Raw genomic sequence first — 16,433 nt, forward strand, 5'->3', positions numbered from 1 at the left:
ACAGAGTGAACAGAAGGCAAAAAAAAAGCTCCCCCGCAGGGAGCTTTTTCTGTTTCCGGCAACGATTAATCGTCGAGGAAGCTACGCAGCACTTCAGAACGGCTCGGGTGACGCAGCTTGCGCAGTGCCTTCGCTTCGATCTGACGGATACGTTCGCGGGTAACGTCGAACTGTTTGCCGACTTCTTCCAGCGTGTGGTCGGTATTCATATCGATACCGAAACGCATACGCAGAACCTTCGCTTCACGGGCGGTCAGGCCTGCCAGCACATCGTGAGTGGCGGCACGCAGGCTTTCCGTGGTCGCGGAGTCCAGCGGCAGCTCGAGGGTGGTATCCTCGATGAAATCGCCCAGATGTGAATCTTCATCGTCGCCGATCGGCGTTTCCATGGAGATTGGCTCTTTGGCAATTTTCAGCACTTTACGAATTTTATCTTCCGGCATCAGCATGCGTTCAGCCAGCTCTTCCGGCGTCGGCTCACGACCCATTTCCTGCAGCATCTGGCGGGAGATACGGTTGAGTTTGTTGATGGTCTCAATCATATGCACCGGAATACGGATGGTGCGCGCCTGATCCGCGATAGAGCGGGTGATCGCCTGACGGATCCACCAGGTGGCGTAGGTAGAGAACTTGTAGCCGCGACGATATTCGAACTTATCAACCGCTTTCATCAGGCCAATGTTACCTTCCTGAATCAGATCGAGGAACTGCAGGCCACGGTTGGTGTATTTCTTGGCGATAGAGATAACCAGACGTAAGTTCGCTTCAACCATCTCTTTCTTCGCGCGGCGGGCTTTCGCTTCACCGATAGACATACGACGGTTGATATCTTTAACCTGATCGATGGTCAGGCCGGTTTCTTCTTCAATCTGCTGTAGCTTCTGCAGGCCGCGCTGAACGTCTTCTTTGACGTCGTGCAGCTTTTCAGACCACGGCTTGTTCATGGCGACAGCCGCGTTGAACCAGGTTTCGCTGGTTTCGTTGCCGGTGAACAGGGTGATGAAGTTTTTCTTCGGCATTTTGCACTGTTCGACGCACAGTTTCATGATGATGCGTTCCTGAGTACGGACCCTGTCCATCATGCTACGCATGCTGCCGACCAGGTAATCGAACTGTTTCGGTACCAGGCGGAACTGTTTGAACACTTCGGACAGCTTGAGAATTTCTTCCTGAGCTGCGGCGTGGCTACGGCCTTTTGCTTTGATAGTATCGCGGGTCAGCTCGTACTGCGTACGCAGCTCGGCGAATTTCTCACGCGCCAGCTCAGGGTCGATGCTGTTGTCGTCATCGCTGCTGTCGTCGTCATCGTCTTCATCTTCGTCTTCGTCGTCATCCATCTCTTCCTGAGAGAGTTCAGAGCCGACGTGCGTCGCGGTTGGCGCCAGGTCTTCTTCGGCGTTCGGATCAACGAAACCGGTAATCAGGTCAGACAGGCGCGCTTCTTCAGCTTCAACGCGGTCGTACTGCTCCAGCAGATAGGTAATGGCTTCCGGATATTCAGCAACGGAGCACTGAACCTGGTTGATCCCATCTTCAATACGCTTGGCGATGTCGATTTCGCCTTCACGCGTCAGCAGTTCTACGGTACCCATTTCACGCATATACATGCGCACCGGATCGGTTGTACGTCCGATTTCAGATTCCACGCTGGACAACACCTGCGCAGCAGCTTCTTCTGCATCTTCGTCGGTGTTGTTGCTGTTTTCAGCCAGCAGCAGATCATCGGCATCCGGTGCTTCTTCCATCACCTGAATGCCCATGTCATTGATCATTTGGATGATGTCTTCGATCTGATCGGAGTCGACGATATCTTCCGGCAGATGGTCATTGACCTCGGCATAGGTCAGATAGCCTTGCTCCTTACCACGTTGGACAAGAAGCTTCAGCTGTGACTGCGGGTTTTGCTCCATAAGACGGTATCCACACTTAATTCGTTTGATTGGTGTCGACAGACAAACTGCCAACATTTAAAGCGAGGGCGTACTTATATTATTGCCGCTGCGCCTCAGCGCGGCTGTCGGGGGCTTCCCGAACGATATTCGGCACTTAAGCCGTGCAATTCATTTTTTTGCCAGCTCCTGACTGATGGTCCAGAGTTCCCGGCGTTCTTCACTGCTTAAACCGTGTGTACGGTCGCGGGCTATCAACTCTTCTTGCCGCAGTTCCAGCAGTGAATCAAACATATGGTTGAGCGCGTCGGTGAAGGTTTTTTCCGCGATATCTTTATCTGCTATATCGTCCCACATCGACAGTTTTTCAAGGGTTGCGGCCTCATTTGTACCGCGATACTGCTCTAAAAGTTGCCCGGTGGTCAGACCTGGCTGAGACAAACAGGTTTTGACCAGTTCGCTGAACAGGCCAAGCCCGGGCATTTTGCGCTGATCCAGGCCCTCTAAAGGCGGAACCAGCGGCGCCAGATCCGGGTTTTGCACCAGCAGTCCTATTAGTATACGCATGGTCGTGCGTTTTAGCTGCGGCGCGGGGCGCGGAGTACCACTTTCTGTCTGTTTAGGCATTAAACGTTCAAGCTGAGCGTCATCTAAAATCCCCAGCTTGTTGCCCAGCTCCTGGCGCAAATAAATGCGCAGCGTTTCACCCGGTACCTGGGTGATGAGCGGCAGCGCTAAAGTACTGAGCTGTGCGCGCCCGTCCGGGGTGCTCAAGTCGACCTGCGGCAGCAGGCTGTTGAACAAAAACGTGGAGAGCGGCTGAGCCTGCTCCATCCGCGCTTCAAATGCCGCTTTCCCCTCTTTACGCACCAGCGTATCCGGGTCTTCGCCGTCGGGCAGAAACATAAAGCGTAGCTGACGACCGTCGGTCATGTACGGCAGCGCCGTTTCCAGCGCACGCCAGGCGGCATCGCGGCCAGCCCGGTCGCCGTCATAACAGCAGATGACCTGATTGGTCGCCCGGAACAAAAGCTGAATATGGTCGGCAGTGGTCGAGGTCCCCAGCGACGCGACGGCGTAGTTGATGTCGAACTGCGCCAGCGCCACAACGTCCATATAACCTTCGACAACCAGCAAACGTGGTGGTTCGGCGTTATCCTGCTGTGCTTCATACAGGCCGTACAGCTGACGACCCTTATGGAAAATATCGGTTTCCGGGGAGTTAAGGTACTTCGGCAGGGCATCGCCCAGCACGCGGCCACCAAAACCAATCACCCGGCCTCGCTTATCGCGGATAGGGAACATGACCCGTTCGCGGAAGCGGTCGTAACTGCGCCCCTTATCGTTGGTCACCAGCATGCCGGCATCGATAAGCGACTGGCGGTTTTCTTGATTGCCGCCAAAACGTTTTAAGACGTTATCCCAACCGGGCGGGGCGTAGCCAATCGCGAAGCGCGCAATGACCTCGCTGCTTAAGCCACGTTTCGCCAGATACTGGCGCGCAGGGTCGGCGGCGGGTTGCATCAGGGACTGTTGATAAAACGCATTCAGGCCGTCCATCAATTGATAGAGACTCTGCCGCTGATGGCGCTCTATTTGACTCGGCCCGTTGCCTGCTTCGTATGGCACTTCGAGGTTGTGCATGGCGGCCAGCTCTTCAACCGTCTCCACGAACTCGAGTTTGTCGTAGTTCATAAGGAAGTCGACAGCGTTGCCGTGCGCACCGCAACCAAAGCAGTGATAAAACTGTTTTTCACCGTTGACGGTAAAAGAGGGGGTTTTTTCGTTATGGAATGGACAGCACGCGTGGTAGTTCTTGCCCTGCTTTTTGAGCTTTACCCGCGCGTCGATGAGATCGACGATGTCGGTGCGCGCCAGCAGATCATTGATAAATACGCGTGGGATTCGTCCAGCCATAGGCCCCGTAAACTATACACACGATCATCAGACGGTCTCAGCGTGGGCTGAACACGTTCTTTCATGATGCTGTGTATCTGCTAATGCATAAACGAAAATAAGCCGCGCATTCCTTCCGGAAGCACGGCCTTACAACAACAACTCAGTCTGAATTGAGGGCGTTGGCCCTCAACCGATTAGTACAGACGAGTGCGGCGTGCGTTTTCGCGAGCCAGTTTCTTCGCGTGACGTTTCACTGCAGAAGCTTTAGCGCGCTTACGTTCGGTAGTCGGTTTTTCATAGAACTCACGACGACGAACTTCCGCCAGAACACCTGCTTTCTCACAGGAACGCTTGAAGCGACGCAGAGCTACGTCGAACGGCTCGTTTTCACGTACTTTAATTACCGGCATGTGCCTCTCACCTTTGATTAATTCGGTTTGCTGCTGGCATCAACGCCAGCTTATTTCAAAATGGTGCGGAATTTTACTGCAATTGCTGCTGCTTTGTAAAGCACCGCTGCCTTTTTTGAAAGGACTTTTATAAGGGTGAGGAGTATACACGAGGCTTGTTCCTGGGGCGAACAAAGTTTTATCTGCGCCGCCTGCCGGCCTTTCTGGCACCGCATGACGGGCAATGCGCGACCGGGCGGGTTTTGCGGCCGCTGCCGCTTGTCCCGATGCGCCTGGCTGGCACGCTGAGGGTATACATCAACCCGCATTGGTCCTAAACTGCGCGGTATTAGAGCGAGGTAAAACAAGACATGCGTGTACTGGGTATTGAAACATCCTGCGATGAAACCGGCATCGCCATTTATGACGACGAAAAAGGCCTGCTAGCCAATCAATTGTATAGTCAGGTGAAATTACATGCTGACTACGGCGGCGTGGTGCCCGAGCTGGCTTCGCGCGACCACGTGCGTAAAACCGTTCCGCTGATTCAGGCGGCGTTGAAAGAGGCCGGGTTGACGGCCAAAGAGATTGATGCCGTGGCCTATACCGCAGGTCCGGGCCTGGTTGGGGCGCTGCTGGTTGGCGCAACAATAGGGCGTTCGCTGGCGTTTGCCTGGAACGTACCGGCGATTCCGGTACACCATATGGAAGGACATCTGCTGGCGCCGATGCTGGAGGATAATCCTCCCGCCTTCCCGTTTGTGGCGCTGCTGGTCTCTGGCGGCCATACCCAGTTGATTAGCGTAACCGGTATTGGTCAGTACGAGTTGCTCGGCGAGTCTATCGATGATGCGGCCGGGGAGGCGTTTGATAAAACCGCTAAGCTGCTGGGGCTCGATTACCCCGGCGGTCCGATGCTGTCTAAGATGGCGGCTCAGGGCAGCGAAGGGCGGTTTGTTTTCCCTCGCCCGATGACCGACCGTCCCGGTCTGGATTTCAGCTTTTCCGGCCTGAAAACCTTTGCGGCTAACACGATTCGCAATAACGATGACGACGAGCAGACCCGCGCAGATATCGCCCGGGCGTTTGAAGATGCGGTGGTGGATACGCTGATGATTAAGTGTCGTCGCGCGCTGGAGCAGACCGGCTTTAAACGCCTGGTGATGGCCGGTGGCGTGAGCGCCAACCGCACGCTGCGCGCGAAGCTGGCGGAGATGATGACAAAGCGCGGCGGCGAAGTGTTCTATGCGCGCCCGGAGTTCTGCACCGATAACGGCGCAATGATCGCCTATGCCGGGATGGTTCGTCTGCGCAGCGGCGCTAAAGCGGATCTCGGCGTGACCGTGCGTCCGCGCTGGCCGCTCGCTGAACTGCCGGCGGCGTAATCGGCTGCACAGGCCGACGTTCTGTCGGCCTGCTTTTCTGCTTTACTCCATACTTTTACACAGCGAGCAAATCGCGCCCTGATGTTTGTGCGAGTGCATCACGTCCGGACGTTCATACTCTTCTTCACAGCTGACGCACTGGTAAACGGTGATGGACGCATTGCCCTGCGCATCGTAGCGCGGCTCGCTAATCCCGTCATCGTACTGCTTGATGTAGTAGCGCCCGCCGGTGAGGATACCCATCAGCGGCGTCATCACCAGCGCCACGACCAGCGCAATCAGCGGCGAGAACGGTGCCAGCGTGGCACCGAGCAGGCCGAAGAAGGCGCAGATCGACAGGCCGGCCGCCAGAGCAAACGAAACCACCCCCACCGGGTTAACGTTGTAGATCATCCCGCGACGATATTCCGGCTGCGCCGGGGCGAGCCGGAGCAGGCCTTTGTTGACGGTGATATCGGTGGCAACCACCACCACCCAGGCAATGGCAAAGTTAGAGTAGAAGCCAAGAATCCACGACAGGGCGCTGAACATATCGCCTTCCATCAGCGCCAGCGCGATGGCGAGGTTGACGATGACGAAGATAATCCGCCCCGGATAGCGTTTGGTGGTGCGCGTCCAGGCGCTGGTCCACGCCAGCGAGCCAGAATAGGCGTTGGTGACGTTGATTTTAATCTGTGAAATGACCACCAGCACTACGGCCAGGGTTAACGCCAGCCAGCCGGGCACCAGGTTATCAAAGACGCTGACGAACTGCTGTACCGGCTCGGTGTTGTGTACCGCCGGGAAGCGGGTCAGCAGATAGAAGCCGAGGAAGGCGCCGATGATCTGTTTTATTGCGCCTAATACCACCCAGCCCGGGCCTGCGGAGAAGACCGCCAGCCACCAGCTTTTGCTGTTTTCCGCCGTTTTAGGCGGCATAAAGCGCAGATAATCGATCTGCTCGCCGATTTGCATAATCAGCGACAGGCACACCCCGGCGCCGAGCATTATGGCGGTTAAATCGACCTGCGCCGCGTTATTCTTGCCGGCGAAGTTCATAAAACCATCCACCAGCTCCGGGTCTTTGGCAATCAGCCAGGCCACCGGCACCACCATCAGCACCAGCCACAGCGGCGTGGTCCATACCTGCAGGCGGGTCAGGGCTTTCATGCCGTAAACCACCAGCGGCAGCACCATCAGGGTGGCGATGAGATAGCCCATCCACAGCGGGATCCCTAACCCAACCAGTAGCCCCTGGGCCATGATCGACCCTTCAAGGGCGAAGAAGATAAAGGTGAAACCGGCGAAGATAATGCTGGTGATCACCGAGCCAAAATAGCCGAATCCGGCGCTACGGGTGATTAAGTCGAGGTCAATGTTATAGCGGGCGGCGGTAATCGCCAGCGGGATCCCGGTGAGGAAGATAACCAGCGCCGCCAGCAGGATGGCGTAAATGGCGTTGGTGGTGCCCCATGCCATGCCGATGCTGGCGCCGATGGAGAAGTCCGCCAGATAGGCGATACCGCCCAGCGCGGTCACGGCGACAACGCCTGGTCCCCAGCGGCGGAAACTCAGAGGAGCATAGCGGAGTGTATAGTCTTCGAGGGTTTCTTTAGAGCCGGAAGCCCCGGTCTGTGCAGGTAACTCAGTTTTAATATCCAGTGATGACATAGTCATTCCTTAATGGTCAGGCATGACTGTAATTAGCAAACCTTATGCCACTTCGCACAACCGCTGCGCCGGGCGCTGATGGGGCGGGGATGAATAAAGCGGGGGCAGGAGGCGCACCATCCGGACGCAGGTGCGCCGGGATGGTGCAGGCGCGCTTAGCGCAGCATGCCTTTGTCGACAAGGAAAGCGATGATGTTATTCAGGCCATCGCCGCTTTTCAGGTTGGTAAAGGTCCACGGGCGGTCGCCGCGCATACGCATCGTGTCGCGCTCCATGACCTCCAGCGACGCGCCCACATACGGTGCAAGGTCGGTTTTGTTGATCACCAGGAAGTCCGACTTCGTGATCCCCGGCCCGCCTTTACGCGGGATCTTTTCCCCTTCCGCCACGTCAATGACGTAGATGGTCAGATCCGCCAGCTCCGGGCTGAAGGTGGCGCTCAGGTTATCGCCGCCGCTTTCCACAAAGATCAGATCGAGGTTGCCGAATTTTTCGCTTAGCGCTTCTACCGCCGCCAGGTTCATCGAGGCGTCTTCGCGGATCGCGGTATGCGGACAGCCGCCGGTTTCGACGCCGACGATACGCTCCGGTGCCAGCGCGCCCGCTTCGGTGAGAATACGCTGATCTTCTTTGGTGTAGATGTCGTTGGTCACGACGGCGAGCTGCCAGGTGTCGCGCATGGCTTTACACAGCGCTTCCAGCAGGGCCGTTTTCCCGGAACCGACCGGGCCGCCGACGCCGACGCGCAGCGGGTGTTTGTTATTGTGCATACTCTCTCCTAGGAACGGAATAATCGGGAATACTGGGTTTCATGCCGGGCGGAAGCTATGGCGGCCAGCGGCGTGGAGGAACCTATCGCGCTATCCGGCGCCGCAAGGGCGCAGGCCATATCCGCCGCGTAGCGATCGCACAGGCGTAAAATCAGCTGCTGGGCCGCCTGTTGGCCGAAGGGAACCAGCTTAACGCCCGCCATCACCGCGCTTTCGATCCAGCTGTAGCCAAGGCTCAGCGCCAGGTCGGGCAGCGCGATTTGCCAACGCACGCCGAGCCAGGCCATGCCGGCGAGCTGGCTCTGCCGGGACAAAACGCGCCACGGCGGCGGGCAATCCGGCTGCCAGTCGGCCAGCAGGCGGGCAAAGGCCGCGCCGCGATTACGTTCTTCTTCACGCAGTTCGCGGGTTTCGCGGCAGGCGAGCAGCCAGGCGGTCCAGCGCTGTGCTGACGGTAGATCGTCGTTTTCGCATGCCCGATACAGCCGGGCGAACAGAGGAAGATCGACGGTAAAAAAGCTCTGTTCCATCTGCTGCAGCTGCCAGCGTTCAAAAGCGGCGGCATCGGGCACCCAGCCTGCTTCCACCGCCCATTCCAGACCTTGCGACCAGCTATAGCCGCCGACCGGCAGATTGCTGCTGGCCAGCTGCATCAGCCGCAGGCGTTTTTCCGGCGTGGGCATTTAGTGACTGTGCTCGTGATGGTGATGATCGTGGCCATGATCGTGATGATGACCATGGCTGTGGCCGTGGCTTTCGCTGGCGTAGGCACCGGCTTCCGGTTCAAACGGCAGATGGGCGAAAGTCACCTCCAGGCCGAACTGGCGCAGCATATCGTCCAGCACATGGTCGTGATGATAGCGCAGTTCGCCGGGCATGATTTGCAGCGGAACGTGGCGGTTGCCGAGGTGATAGCAGGCTTTCGCCAGGGTGAACGGATCGTCACAACGCACCACAGACAGGCCTTCATCAGCGGCGATAATTTGCACAAGCTCGCTGCCGTCGTCATTGCTGAGCACATCCCCGCCGCGCAGCAGCAGGCCGCGCGGCAACAACAGACCGGCTTCGCGACCGTCGTTGAGGGTGACTTTGATACGGCTTTTCACCCGCACATCGATCGGCAGCGTGAGGCTGGCGGTCAGTTTGCCAGGTGAATCCACTCGTTGGGTCAGATAGAGCATCCGGACTCCTTAAAACAGAAAATAACGTTGCGCCATCGGCAGGACATCTGCCGGTTCGCTGGTGATCAGTTCGCCATCGATACGCACTTCATAGGTTTGCGCGTCGACGGTGATGTTGGGCTGCAGGCCGTTATGGATCATGTCGGTCTTTTGTACCGTCCGGCAGCCTTTCGCCACCGCTGTGGCGCTGTGCAGATTCAGACGCTGTGCCACGCCACTGTCGATTGCCGCCTGCGACAGGAAGGTGAGGCGACAGTGATGGCGAGCGCTGCCCAGCGCGCCGAACATCGGGCGGTAGTGCACCGGCTGCGGCGTCGGAATCGAGGCGTTGATGTCGCCCATCGGGGCAATGGCAATCATGCCGCCCTTGATAACCGCAGCTGGCTTAACGCCGAAAAATGCCGGCGACCACAGCACGAGATCCGCCAGTTTGCCCACTTCAATCGATCCGACTTCATGGGCGATACCGTGGGTCAGCGCCGGGTTGATGGTGTATTTGGCGATATAGCGCTTCACGCGGAAATTGTCGTTATCACCGCTCTCTTCCGCCAGCGGCCCGCGCTGGACCTTCATCCGGTGCGCCACCTGCCAGGTACGCAGAACGACTTCGCCCACGCGCCCCATCGCCTGTGAATCGGAAGAGGTCAGAGAGAAGGCGCCGAGATCGTGCAGGACATCTTCTGCCGCAATGGTTTCCCGGCGAATGCGCGATTCGGCAAACGCCACGTCTTCGGCAATATCCGGATCGAGATGGTGGCAGACCATCAGCATATCCAGATGTTCGTCAATGGTATTGACGGTGTAGGGCAGCGTCGGGTTGGTGGAGGAGGGCAAAATATTCGGGTGCGCGCAGGCGGTAATAATATCCGGCGCATGGCCGCCGCCGGCGCCTTCGGTGTGGAAGGTGTGGATCGTCCGTCCGGCAATCGCCGCCAGCGTATCTTCAACAAAACCCGATTCATTCAGGGTGTCGCTGTGCAGCGCTACCTGAATATCCATTTCGTCGGCAACCGTCAGCGCGCAGTTGATGGCTGCCGGCGTGGCGCCCCAGTCTTCATGAATTTTCAGGCCGATAACGCCTGCCGCGACCTGTTCGCGTAGCGCGTCCGGGTTCGAACCGTTACCTTTGCCCAGCAGACCGATATTCACCGGCAGGCTGTCCGCGGCCTGCAGCATCCGCGAGATGTACCACGGTCCCGGCGTGCAGGTGGTGGCGTGTGTCCCCGCCGCCGGGCCCGTTCCGCCGCCAACCATGGTGGTGACGCCGGAGACCAGCGCCTCTTCCGCCTGCTGCGGGCAGATCCAGTGAATGTGAGTATCGACGCCGCCGGCGGTGACAATCTTGCCTTCGGCAGCGATAATTTCCGTTGCCGCGCCAATGGGGATATTGACGTTGGGCTGGATATCGGGATTACCCGCTTTGCCGATGGCGACGATGCGCCCCTCTTTGATGCCAATGTCGGCTTTGACGATCCCCCAGTGATCGACTACCAGCGCATTGGTCAGCACCAGATCGACACAGTCGTCAGCGAGTATTTGTCCCTGGCCCATACCGTCACGGATGACCTTGCCGCCGCCGAACTTGACCTCCTCGCCGTAGGTGGTCAGATCGTCTTCGACCTCGATCCACAGTTCAGTGTCCGCCAGGCGCACTTTATCGCCGGTGGTGGGGCCAAACATGTCGGCATAGGCCTGACGTGAAATATCACTCATCGTTTGCCTCCAGATTTCCCATCACGTCGCCGCGAAAACCGTATACCGCGCGACGACCGGCGAGCGCGACCAGCTCCACTTCACGTTTTTGCCCCGGCTCAAAGCGGACCGCGGTACCGGCGGCGATGTTCAGGCGATAGCCGGTGGCCTGCGCCCGGTCAAATTTTAGCGCCGGATTGACCTCGGCAAAATGGTAATGCGATCCAACCTGAATCGGTCGGTCGCCATGATTCTCAACGATAATGCTGCGGGTGGCGCGGCCAACGTTCAGAGCTATCTGTCCGGGCTGCACCTTGTATTCACCTGGGATCATCGCGAAACCTCAGATAATCGGATTGTGGACGGTGACCAGCTTCGAGCCATCCGGGAAGGTGGCCTCGACCTGGATGTCGGGGATCATTTCGGGTACGCCTTCCATGACCTGTTCGCGGCTTAACACATGGCGGCCTTCTTCCATCAGCGCCGCCACGCTTTTACCGTCGCGGGCGCCTTCCATAATAAAGGCGCTGATTAAGGCTACGGCCTCCGGGTAGTTCAGCTTCAGGCCGCGGGCCAGACGACGTTCCGCCACCAGCGCGGCGGTGAACAACAGCAGCTTGTCTTTCTCTCTGGGGGTCAGTTCCATAGCGTTCTCTCAGGTCAACCAGATTCGGGGAAGGACCGGGGACTTTCCGGTCAGATGCGGGCGCATAAACTGCCAGATGTCACGCATCGCCCGCTGGCAAAGTAAGTTATCGTCACTTAAAAATCGTACCGTCAGCAGGCCGTCAGTCAGCGTGGTGCCGGCATAATTGCCCAGCGACGTGAGTCGTTCCCGCACGCCGTCAAGCAGGGCTTCACTGGCGGGATAGAACAGCAGAGTGCCGACCCACGGGCATTGCGCCACGCAGGCCAGGCGCCCGTCGGCCAGGTTCAGGCGTTCGATCAGCAGCGGTGATTCATCCATCCATACTTCAAGACGGTTGCTGAGGGCACCATGGCTAAAGCGCTCACCGATGACCGGACGGCCAAGGCACAGCAGATCCCAGGCCAGCAGCGTGCTGGAAGGGCAAAGGTGAAAGGCGGTATGCAGGCGGGCCTGGGCGCCGGGAAAGAAGATCGCGTCCGGCGGCAGCCACTCCAGCGTCGAGCGTTCCGCCAGCGTCAGGCGCTGATGTAAATGGGCCTGCGCGCCGCTGCTGCGGTAAAACTTACTGGCACCGGGCATGGTGATTAACGTGTGGCAGCCGCTATCAACAGCGGCGCGAATCGTCAGCTCGTCACCACCGACGATCCCGCCCGGCGGGTGGAGTAAGTAGAGATGACAGGTATCGTCTTCGGGATAAAAGGGACGCTGGACGGTGAGCGGACCGACATGACGGGCGGAGGTGAGTACCGTTTTGCCGCCGCGATGTTGAAAATGAAGGTCCAGCGTAGCCTGCCAGCCTTTTTTATTCTCTGGTAACACGGTGCTGTGCAATGTGGTTGCGCCCCTGCAAAATCAAGATAAAACAGCAGCGATGAGTATTGATCGGCGCGAAAGTATCTCGATCATATGAAAAGCTTATGAGTTAAAAACGAGAAAACAGCCGCCTGAGCGACGGCCGTTTAGCAACAAGATTATTACGCCTGATAATCTTCGGCGTCAATGTCATAGCCCGACGGCTCCCAGCGGATCGCGAGCAGCGACAGCAGGCCAATCAGCGGCGCGGCGGCGATAATCCAAAAGACCTGGGTATCCAGGGCTGCAACCAGCAGCGGGAAAAGGAACAGCGACAGGGTCGAGCTGCTGCGCATCAGGGTCTGGTTCAGGCCAACGCCGACGCCGCGCAGCGACGTTGGATAGCTCAACGACGCGAACGTCATGGTGTGTGCGCCAGGACCAAATCCCTGACCAAAGAGGAATAGCGCCAGCATCGCCACGGCCGCGATACCTTCGCCCGCGCCGTCGGGGCGGCCAATCAGCGCCAGACCCAGCAGCGCCGCCAGCTGGCAGCTGTAGCCCGCCAGCGACATCTTCCACGCCCCTAAGTGCGGCACCAGCCGCACCGCCAGCAGACCGCCGACGAACGCAAAGAGCAGGTTCAGCGCCAGCGAGATGACAATCGTGTTCAGCATCGACTGCACAAAGAAGCTGGAGATAATCACCGGCAGACCGAAGGCGACGGCGTTATAGGCGAAGGAAGAGACGACCGACAGCAGCGTGGCGAGGGTGGTTCGCCGCAGATAGACGCCCTGGAACAGACGGAAATAGTTGCTCCACTGCGCTTTTTTAACCACCGGCGTCGGGTTATCCAGCGCGTCCTGCGCCACGTGGGCATTGATGTTATAGGCCGTGCGGAGAATGGCGGCGGCCTCGCGCAGATTGCCCTGATTAGCGGCCCACACCGGCGATTCGCTCATATAGCGGCTGCGAATGGCGATAATCACCAGCGCAGGAACCGCGCCGAAACCGAGAATCAGCCGCCACAGCCAGTCACTGTGGCTTTCCGGCAGTACGGCATAGAACAAGAGCACCAGCAGATAGGAAATACTGATAGCGGCGTACCACGTCGGACACCACATGGCGACGCTGGCCGCTTTGTTGCCCGGCCCCTTAAGCTTTGAGAATTCACTCAGGAAGGCCATCGCCACCGGCAGGTCGATACCGACGCCGAGACCCATGACAAAACGGGCGCCGGTCAGAACGTATTCGTTGGGGGCCAGCGCACAGGCGATCGCAGCGACCACAAAAAACAGCATATCGGCCATAAACACGCGGTAGCGGCCAATTTTATCCGTCAGGTAGCCGCCCAGCAGCGCGCCGACGATAGCCCCAAAGGTGATGGCCGAAGCCACCATGCTGGTCCCCGCTGGCGTCAGGTTAAACTCGCGGGTGATATCCTTCAGGCCGAAAGCCAGGGAGCCAAGATCGTAGGCGTCGAGAAAGATACCGCCGAGGGCGATGCCCATGACAATCCGCGCATTATTGCGCCCGCTGCTGCCTTCATTGATTAAACGCGACACGTCAGCGGCGCCGCGTATCCATCGAACTTCCCCGCCAAGCGACCCTGCCGCTGCGACCGGAGTCGCGTTGATTACGTCTGTCATGATGTTGTTCTGCGCTGTCGTATAAAAGATTCAGAGTAAACATCGCGGCGGACGGGGATAAATTATTTTTGGTTATAAGACATAGCTAAGTGATTGTTGCGAAATGATTATCTTTTTTCAGCGGGTGAGTTCAGGATGATTGGCTGCCAAAAAGGGCAATACAGAGAGAATGTCGGGGTAAAGGGGACCCGGCGCGCGCCGCCGGGCGGCAGATTATTTCTGCTCAGGCGTTTTTTTGTTCTTTTTCAACCGGGCCCAGATTTTAGTTTCCTGACGGCGCCACAGGCGCTGAATATTGTCGTGATGGCGCAGCAAAATCAGGCAGGAGAGCATGGAAACCGGGAAGGTATACTGCGGTTTGAACCACCAGACGTAGAAGGGGGCAATCAGCGCGCTGACAATAGCCCCGAGCGACGAATAGCCGCTGAGCAGGATGGTCAGCAGCCAGGTGCCCGCCATGACGCCGGTCAAATCCCAGCCGATGGGCGCGATAGCGCCGAAAGCGGTCGCCACGCCTTTACCGCCGCGGAAGTTAAAAAATACCGGCCAGATATGGCCCACGCAGGCTGCAATGGCGACCAGACCCAGCCAGAACGGCGTCAGACCGAGCGCCCAGGCCCCCCAGACGGGCAGCATGCCTTTGAGCACATCAAAAATAAGAACCGTTACGGCTGCTCCCTTGCCGCCAATTCGTAGTACGTTTGTCGCCCCGGGATTGCCGGAACCGCTATCGCGAGGGTCGGGCAGGCCAGCGAGACGACACACCAGAATGGCGCTGGAAATTGAGCCGCAGAGGTAGGCAAGGATAACCAGTCCAGGCGCGATTGCACTCATCAGCTGTTCCATTTTGAAAATGTCGTTTTGTCCCCGCTATCCTTCGCCTCGCTGGTGCGCCGGCGCGCTTCTTTCGTGCCGTCACCGGAGCGTGCATTGAGCCAGAACGCTAGCTGCGCCGCCGCTTTCCTGCAATACGAATTATTTAGGGGATGTCTTTGCATCTGTGGATAATACGCATAATTCGCCGGAAGTGGTATCCGGTTTAGCCAAAAAGCAGGCAGGTCGTGATGGATATTGTATTTATAGAGCAACTTTCGGTAATCACTACTATCGGTGTTTACGACTGGGAACAAACCATTGAACAGAAGCTGGTGTTCGATATCGAAATGGCGTGGGACAACCGCAAAGCGGCGAGCAGCGATGATGTCAGTGATTGCCTCAGCTATGCTGATATCAGCGAGCTGGTGATTGGTCACGTTGAAGGTGGGCGTTTCGCGCTGGTTGAACGCGTCGCGGAAGAGATTGCCGATCTGCTGCTGGAAAAATTCCCCTCGCCGTGGGTGCGGATTAAAGTCAGCAAACCGGGCGCCGTTGCCCGGGCGGCAAACGTGGGCGTAATTATCGAACGCAGTCGGGCGTAGCTTAATCTGAAACAAAACTTTTCAGGTCATACTCGTTAAACAATTTGTGTTTATACCGGTCGCAGGATTCGGCTATCGGGATATTTTATTGTCACCTGGTGTCAGGACAGCACTCGAAATTTTCGCGTACTCCGTGTACGCTCCGGTTTCATGCGCCGTCCGTCTCCAGACTGGCCGCATCAATATCACCTGATGGAATGGTTCAGCGTATCTGGTTTTTTCATTTTACTTTTAAAGGGTTTATTGGATGAGCGATATACACTCGCTGCTGGTGGCGGCAATATTGGGTGTGGTTGAAGGTTTGACGGAATTTTTACCTGTTTCCAGTACTGGCCATATGATTATTGTTGGTCATCTTCTGGGTTTCGAAGGTGAGACGGCAAATACTTTTGAGGTGGTCATTCAGTTAGGTTCTATTCTTGCTGTTGTCGTGATGTTCTGGCGTCGTCTGTTTGGTTTGATCGGTATTCATTTCGGCAAACCACCGGAACATGAAGGCCAGGGAGGCGGCCGTTTATCGCTGATTCATATTTTATTAGGGATGGCGCCGGCAGTGGTGCTGGGCCTGGTGTTCCACGATACCATCAAATCGCTGTTCAACCCGGTCAACGTTATGTATGCGCTGATTGTGGGGGGCTTTCTGCTGATCGCGGCGGAAGTGCTGAAGCCAAAACAGCCGCGTGCTGTCGGCATTGATGATATGACCTATCGCCAGGCATTTATCATCGGCTGCTTCCAGTGCCTGGCGCTGTGGCCCGGCTTCTCTCGCTCCGGTGCGACCATTTCCGGCGGGATGTTGATGGGCGTAAGCCGCTATGCAGCGTCGGAGTTTTCCTTCCTGCTGGCGGTACCAATGATGATGGGGGCGACCGTGCTGGATGTGTATAAGAGCATCGGTTTCCTCAACGCCAGCGATATTCCGATGTTTGCCGTCGGCTTTATCATGGCGTTCATCGTGGCGCTGATCGCGATTAAAACCTTCCTGCAGCTGATCAAACGTATCTCGTTTATCCCGTTTGCTATCTACCGTTTTGTCGTCGCGGCAATGGTTTACGTTATCTTCTTCTGAG

At 57.5% G+C, this 16,433-nt stretch carries 16 protein-coding genes and 1 pseudogene; 4 read left to right on the plus strand and 13 right to left on the minus strand.

Translation table 11 applies throughout. From position 1 onward, the window contains the following. Positions 1-65 precede the first annotated feature (65 nt). From rpoD to rpsU, 3 genes are all read right to left on the minus strand, one after another. Positions 66-1,910, minus strand: a complete 1,845-nt coding sequence (rpoD, locus tag Electrica_RS03005; protein WP_100683535.1) for an RNA polymerase sigma factor RpoD — start codon at positions 1,908-1,910, stop codon at positions 66-68. Positions 1,911-2,060: 150 nt separating this feature from the next. Next, positions 2,061-3,806, minus strand: coding sequence for a DNA primase (gene dnaG, locus Electrica_RS03010; protein ID WP_100683534.1), 1,746 nt, complete (start codon positions 3,804-3,806; stop codon positions 2,061-2,063). A 176-nt stretch (positions 3,807-3,982) separates the two neighbouring features. Then, entirely contained in the window at positions 3,983-4,198 is a 216-nt protein-coding gene (gene rpsU / locus Electrica_RS03015) for a 30S ribosomal protein S21 (protein WP_001144069.1), read from the minus strand. 350 nt (positions 4,199-4,548) lie between these two features. On the opposite strand from rpsU, the gene tsaD reads away from it, so the two are divergent. Next, positions 4,549-5,562 (plus strand): tRNA (adenosine(37)-N6)-threonylcarbamoyltransferase complex transferase subunit TsaD, encoded by a 1,014-nt coding sequence (gene tsaD, locus Electrica_RS03020; protein ID WP_100683533.1) that lies wholly within the window; start codon positions 4,549-4,551, stop codon positions 5,560-5,562. A gap of 42 nt (positions 5,563-5,604) precedes the next feature. On the opposite strand, the gene Electrica_RS03025 is transcribed toward tsaD, so the two are convergent. The 8 genes from Electrica_RS03025 to Electrica_RS03060 form a co-directional block, all read right to left on the minus strand. After that, the gene (locus Electrica_RS03025) at positions 5,605-7,212 is read right to left on the minus strand and encodes a purine-cytosine permease family protein (RefSeq protein ID WP_141963375.1); all 1,608 of its coding nucleotides are present in this window, start codon (positions 7,210-7,212) and stop codon (positions 5,605-5,607) included. 155 nt (positions 7,213-7,367) lie between these two features. Continuing rightward, on the minus strand, positions 7,368-7,982 hold the full coding sequence (ureG, locus tag Electrica_RS03030) for an urease accessory protein UreG (protein WP_141963377.1): 615 nt from the start codon (positions 7,980-7,982) through the stop codon (positions 7,368-7,370). A gap of 8 nt (positions 7,983-7,990) precedes the next feature. After that, positions 7,991-8,665, minus strand: coding sequence for an urease accessory protein UreF (locus tag Electrica_RS03035; RefSeq protein WP_131048519.1), 675 nt, complete (start codon positions 8,663-8,665; stop codon positions 7,991-7,993). Beyond that, complete coding sequence (gene ureE, locus Electrica_RS03040) at positions 8,666-9,163, minus strand: urease accessory protein UreE (protein ID WP_141963379.1); 498 nt, start codon at positions 9,161-9,163, stop codon at positions 8,666-8,668. Positions 9,164-9,172: 9 nt separating this feature from the next. Then, positions 9,173-10,876, minus strand: a complete 1,704-nt coding sequence (ureC, locus tag Electrica_RS03045; RefSeq protein WP_141963381.1) for an urease subunit alpha — start codon at positions 10,874-10,876, stop codon at positions 9,173-9,175. Beyond that, positions 10,869-11,189, minus strand: a complete 321-nt coding sequence (locus Electrica_RS03050) for an urease subunit beta (RefSeq protein WP_131048522.1) — start codon at positions 11,187-11,189, stop codon at positions 10,869-10,871. Before Electrica_RS03050 ends, ureC begins: the two co-directional genes overlap by 8 nt. 9 nt (positions 11,190-11,198) lie before the next feature. After that, positions 11,199-11,501: an urease subunit gamma gene (locus tag Electrica_RS03055; RefSeq protein WP_004867816.1), complete on the minus strand. Its 303-nt coding sequence runs from the start codon at positions 11,499-11,501 to the stop codon at positions 11,199-11,201. Between the two features lie 9 nt (positions 11,502-11,510). Then, the gene (locus Electrica_RS03060) at positions 11,511-12,335 is read right to left on the minus strand and encodes an urease accessory protein UreD (RefSeq protein ID WP_141963383.1); all 825 of its coding nucleotides are present in this window, start codon (positions 12,333-12,335) and stop codon (positions 11,511-11,513) included. Here Electrica_RS03060 and Electrica_RS28750 point away from each other — a divergent pair. After that, positions 12,325-12,411, plus strand: a pseudogene (locus tag Electrica_RS28750) (short-chain dehydrogenase); the annotation flags it as partial. The gene Electrica_RS03060 and the pseudogene Electrica_RS28750 overlap by 11 nt on opposite strands. 67 nt (positions 12,412-12,478) lie before the next feature. Here the strand turns inward: Electrica_RS28750 and Electrica_RS03065 are convergent. Both Electrica_RS03065 and plsY read right to left on the minus strand, forming a co-directional pair. Next, positions 12,479-13,945 (minus strand): MFS transporter, encoded by a 1,467-nt coding sequence (locus Electrica_RS03065; protein ID WP_141963385.1) that lies wholly within the window; start codon positions 13,943-13,945, stop codon positions 12,479-12,481. Positions 13,946-14,158: 213 nt separating this feature from the next. Next, positions 14,159-14,779 carry a glycerol-3-phosphate 1-O-acyltransferase PlsY gene (gene plsY, locus Electrica_RS03070; RefSeq protein WP_004867810.1) on the minus strand — a complete coding sequence of 207 codons (621 nt, stop codon included), beginning with the start codon at positions 14,777-14,779 and terminating at the stop codon, positions 14,159-14,161. Positions 14,780-15,009: 230 nt separating this feature from the next. Here plsY and folB point away from each other — a divergent pair, with 230 nt between their 5' ends. Further along, a complete protein-coding gene (folB, locus tag Electrica_RS03075) occupies positions 15,010-15,363 on the plus strand; it encodes a bifunctional dihydroneopterin aldolase/7,8-dihydroneopterin epimerase (protein ID WP_100683524.1) in 354 nt (117 codons plus the stop codon). A gap of 247 nt (positions 15,364-15,610) precedes the next feature. Continuing rightward, on the plus strand, positions 15,611-16,432 hold the full coding sequence (bacA, locus tag Electrica_RS03080) for an undecaprenyl-diphosphate phosphatase (RefSeq protein ID WP_131048525.1): 822 nt from the start codon (positions 15,611-15,613) through the stop codon (positions 16,430-16,432). The last annotated feature ends 1 nt before the right edge of the window (position 16,433 follow it).

Origin of the sequence: Klebsiella electrica (assembly GCF_006711645.1) — a bacterium.
Taxonomy (GTDB): Bacteria; Pseudomonadota; Gammaproteobacteria; order Enterobacterales; family Enterobacteriaceae; genus Klebsiella; species Klebsiella electrica.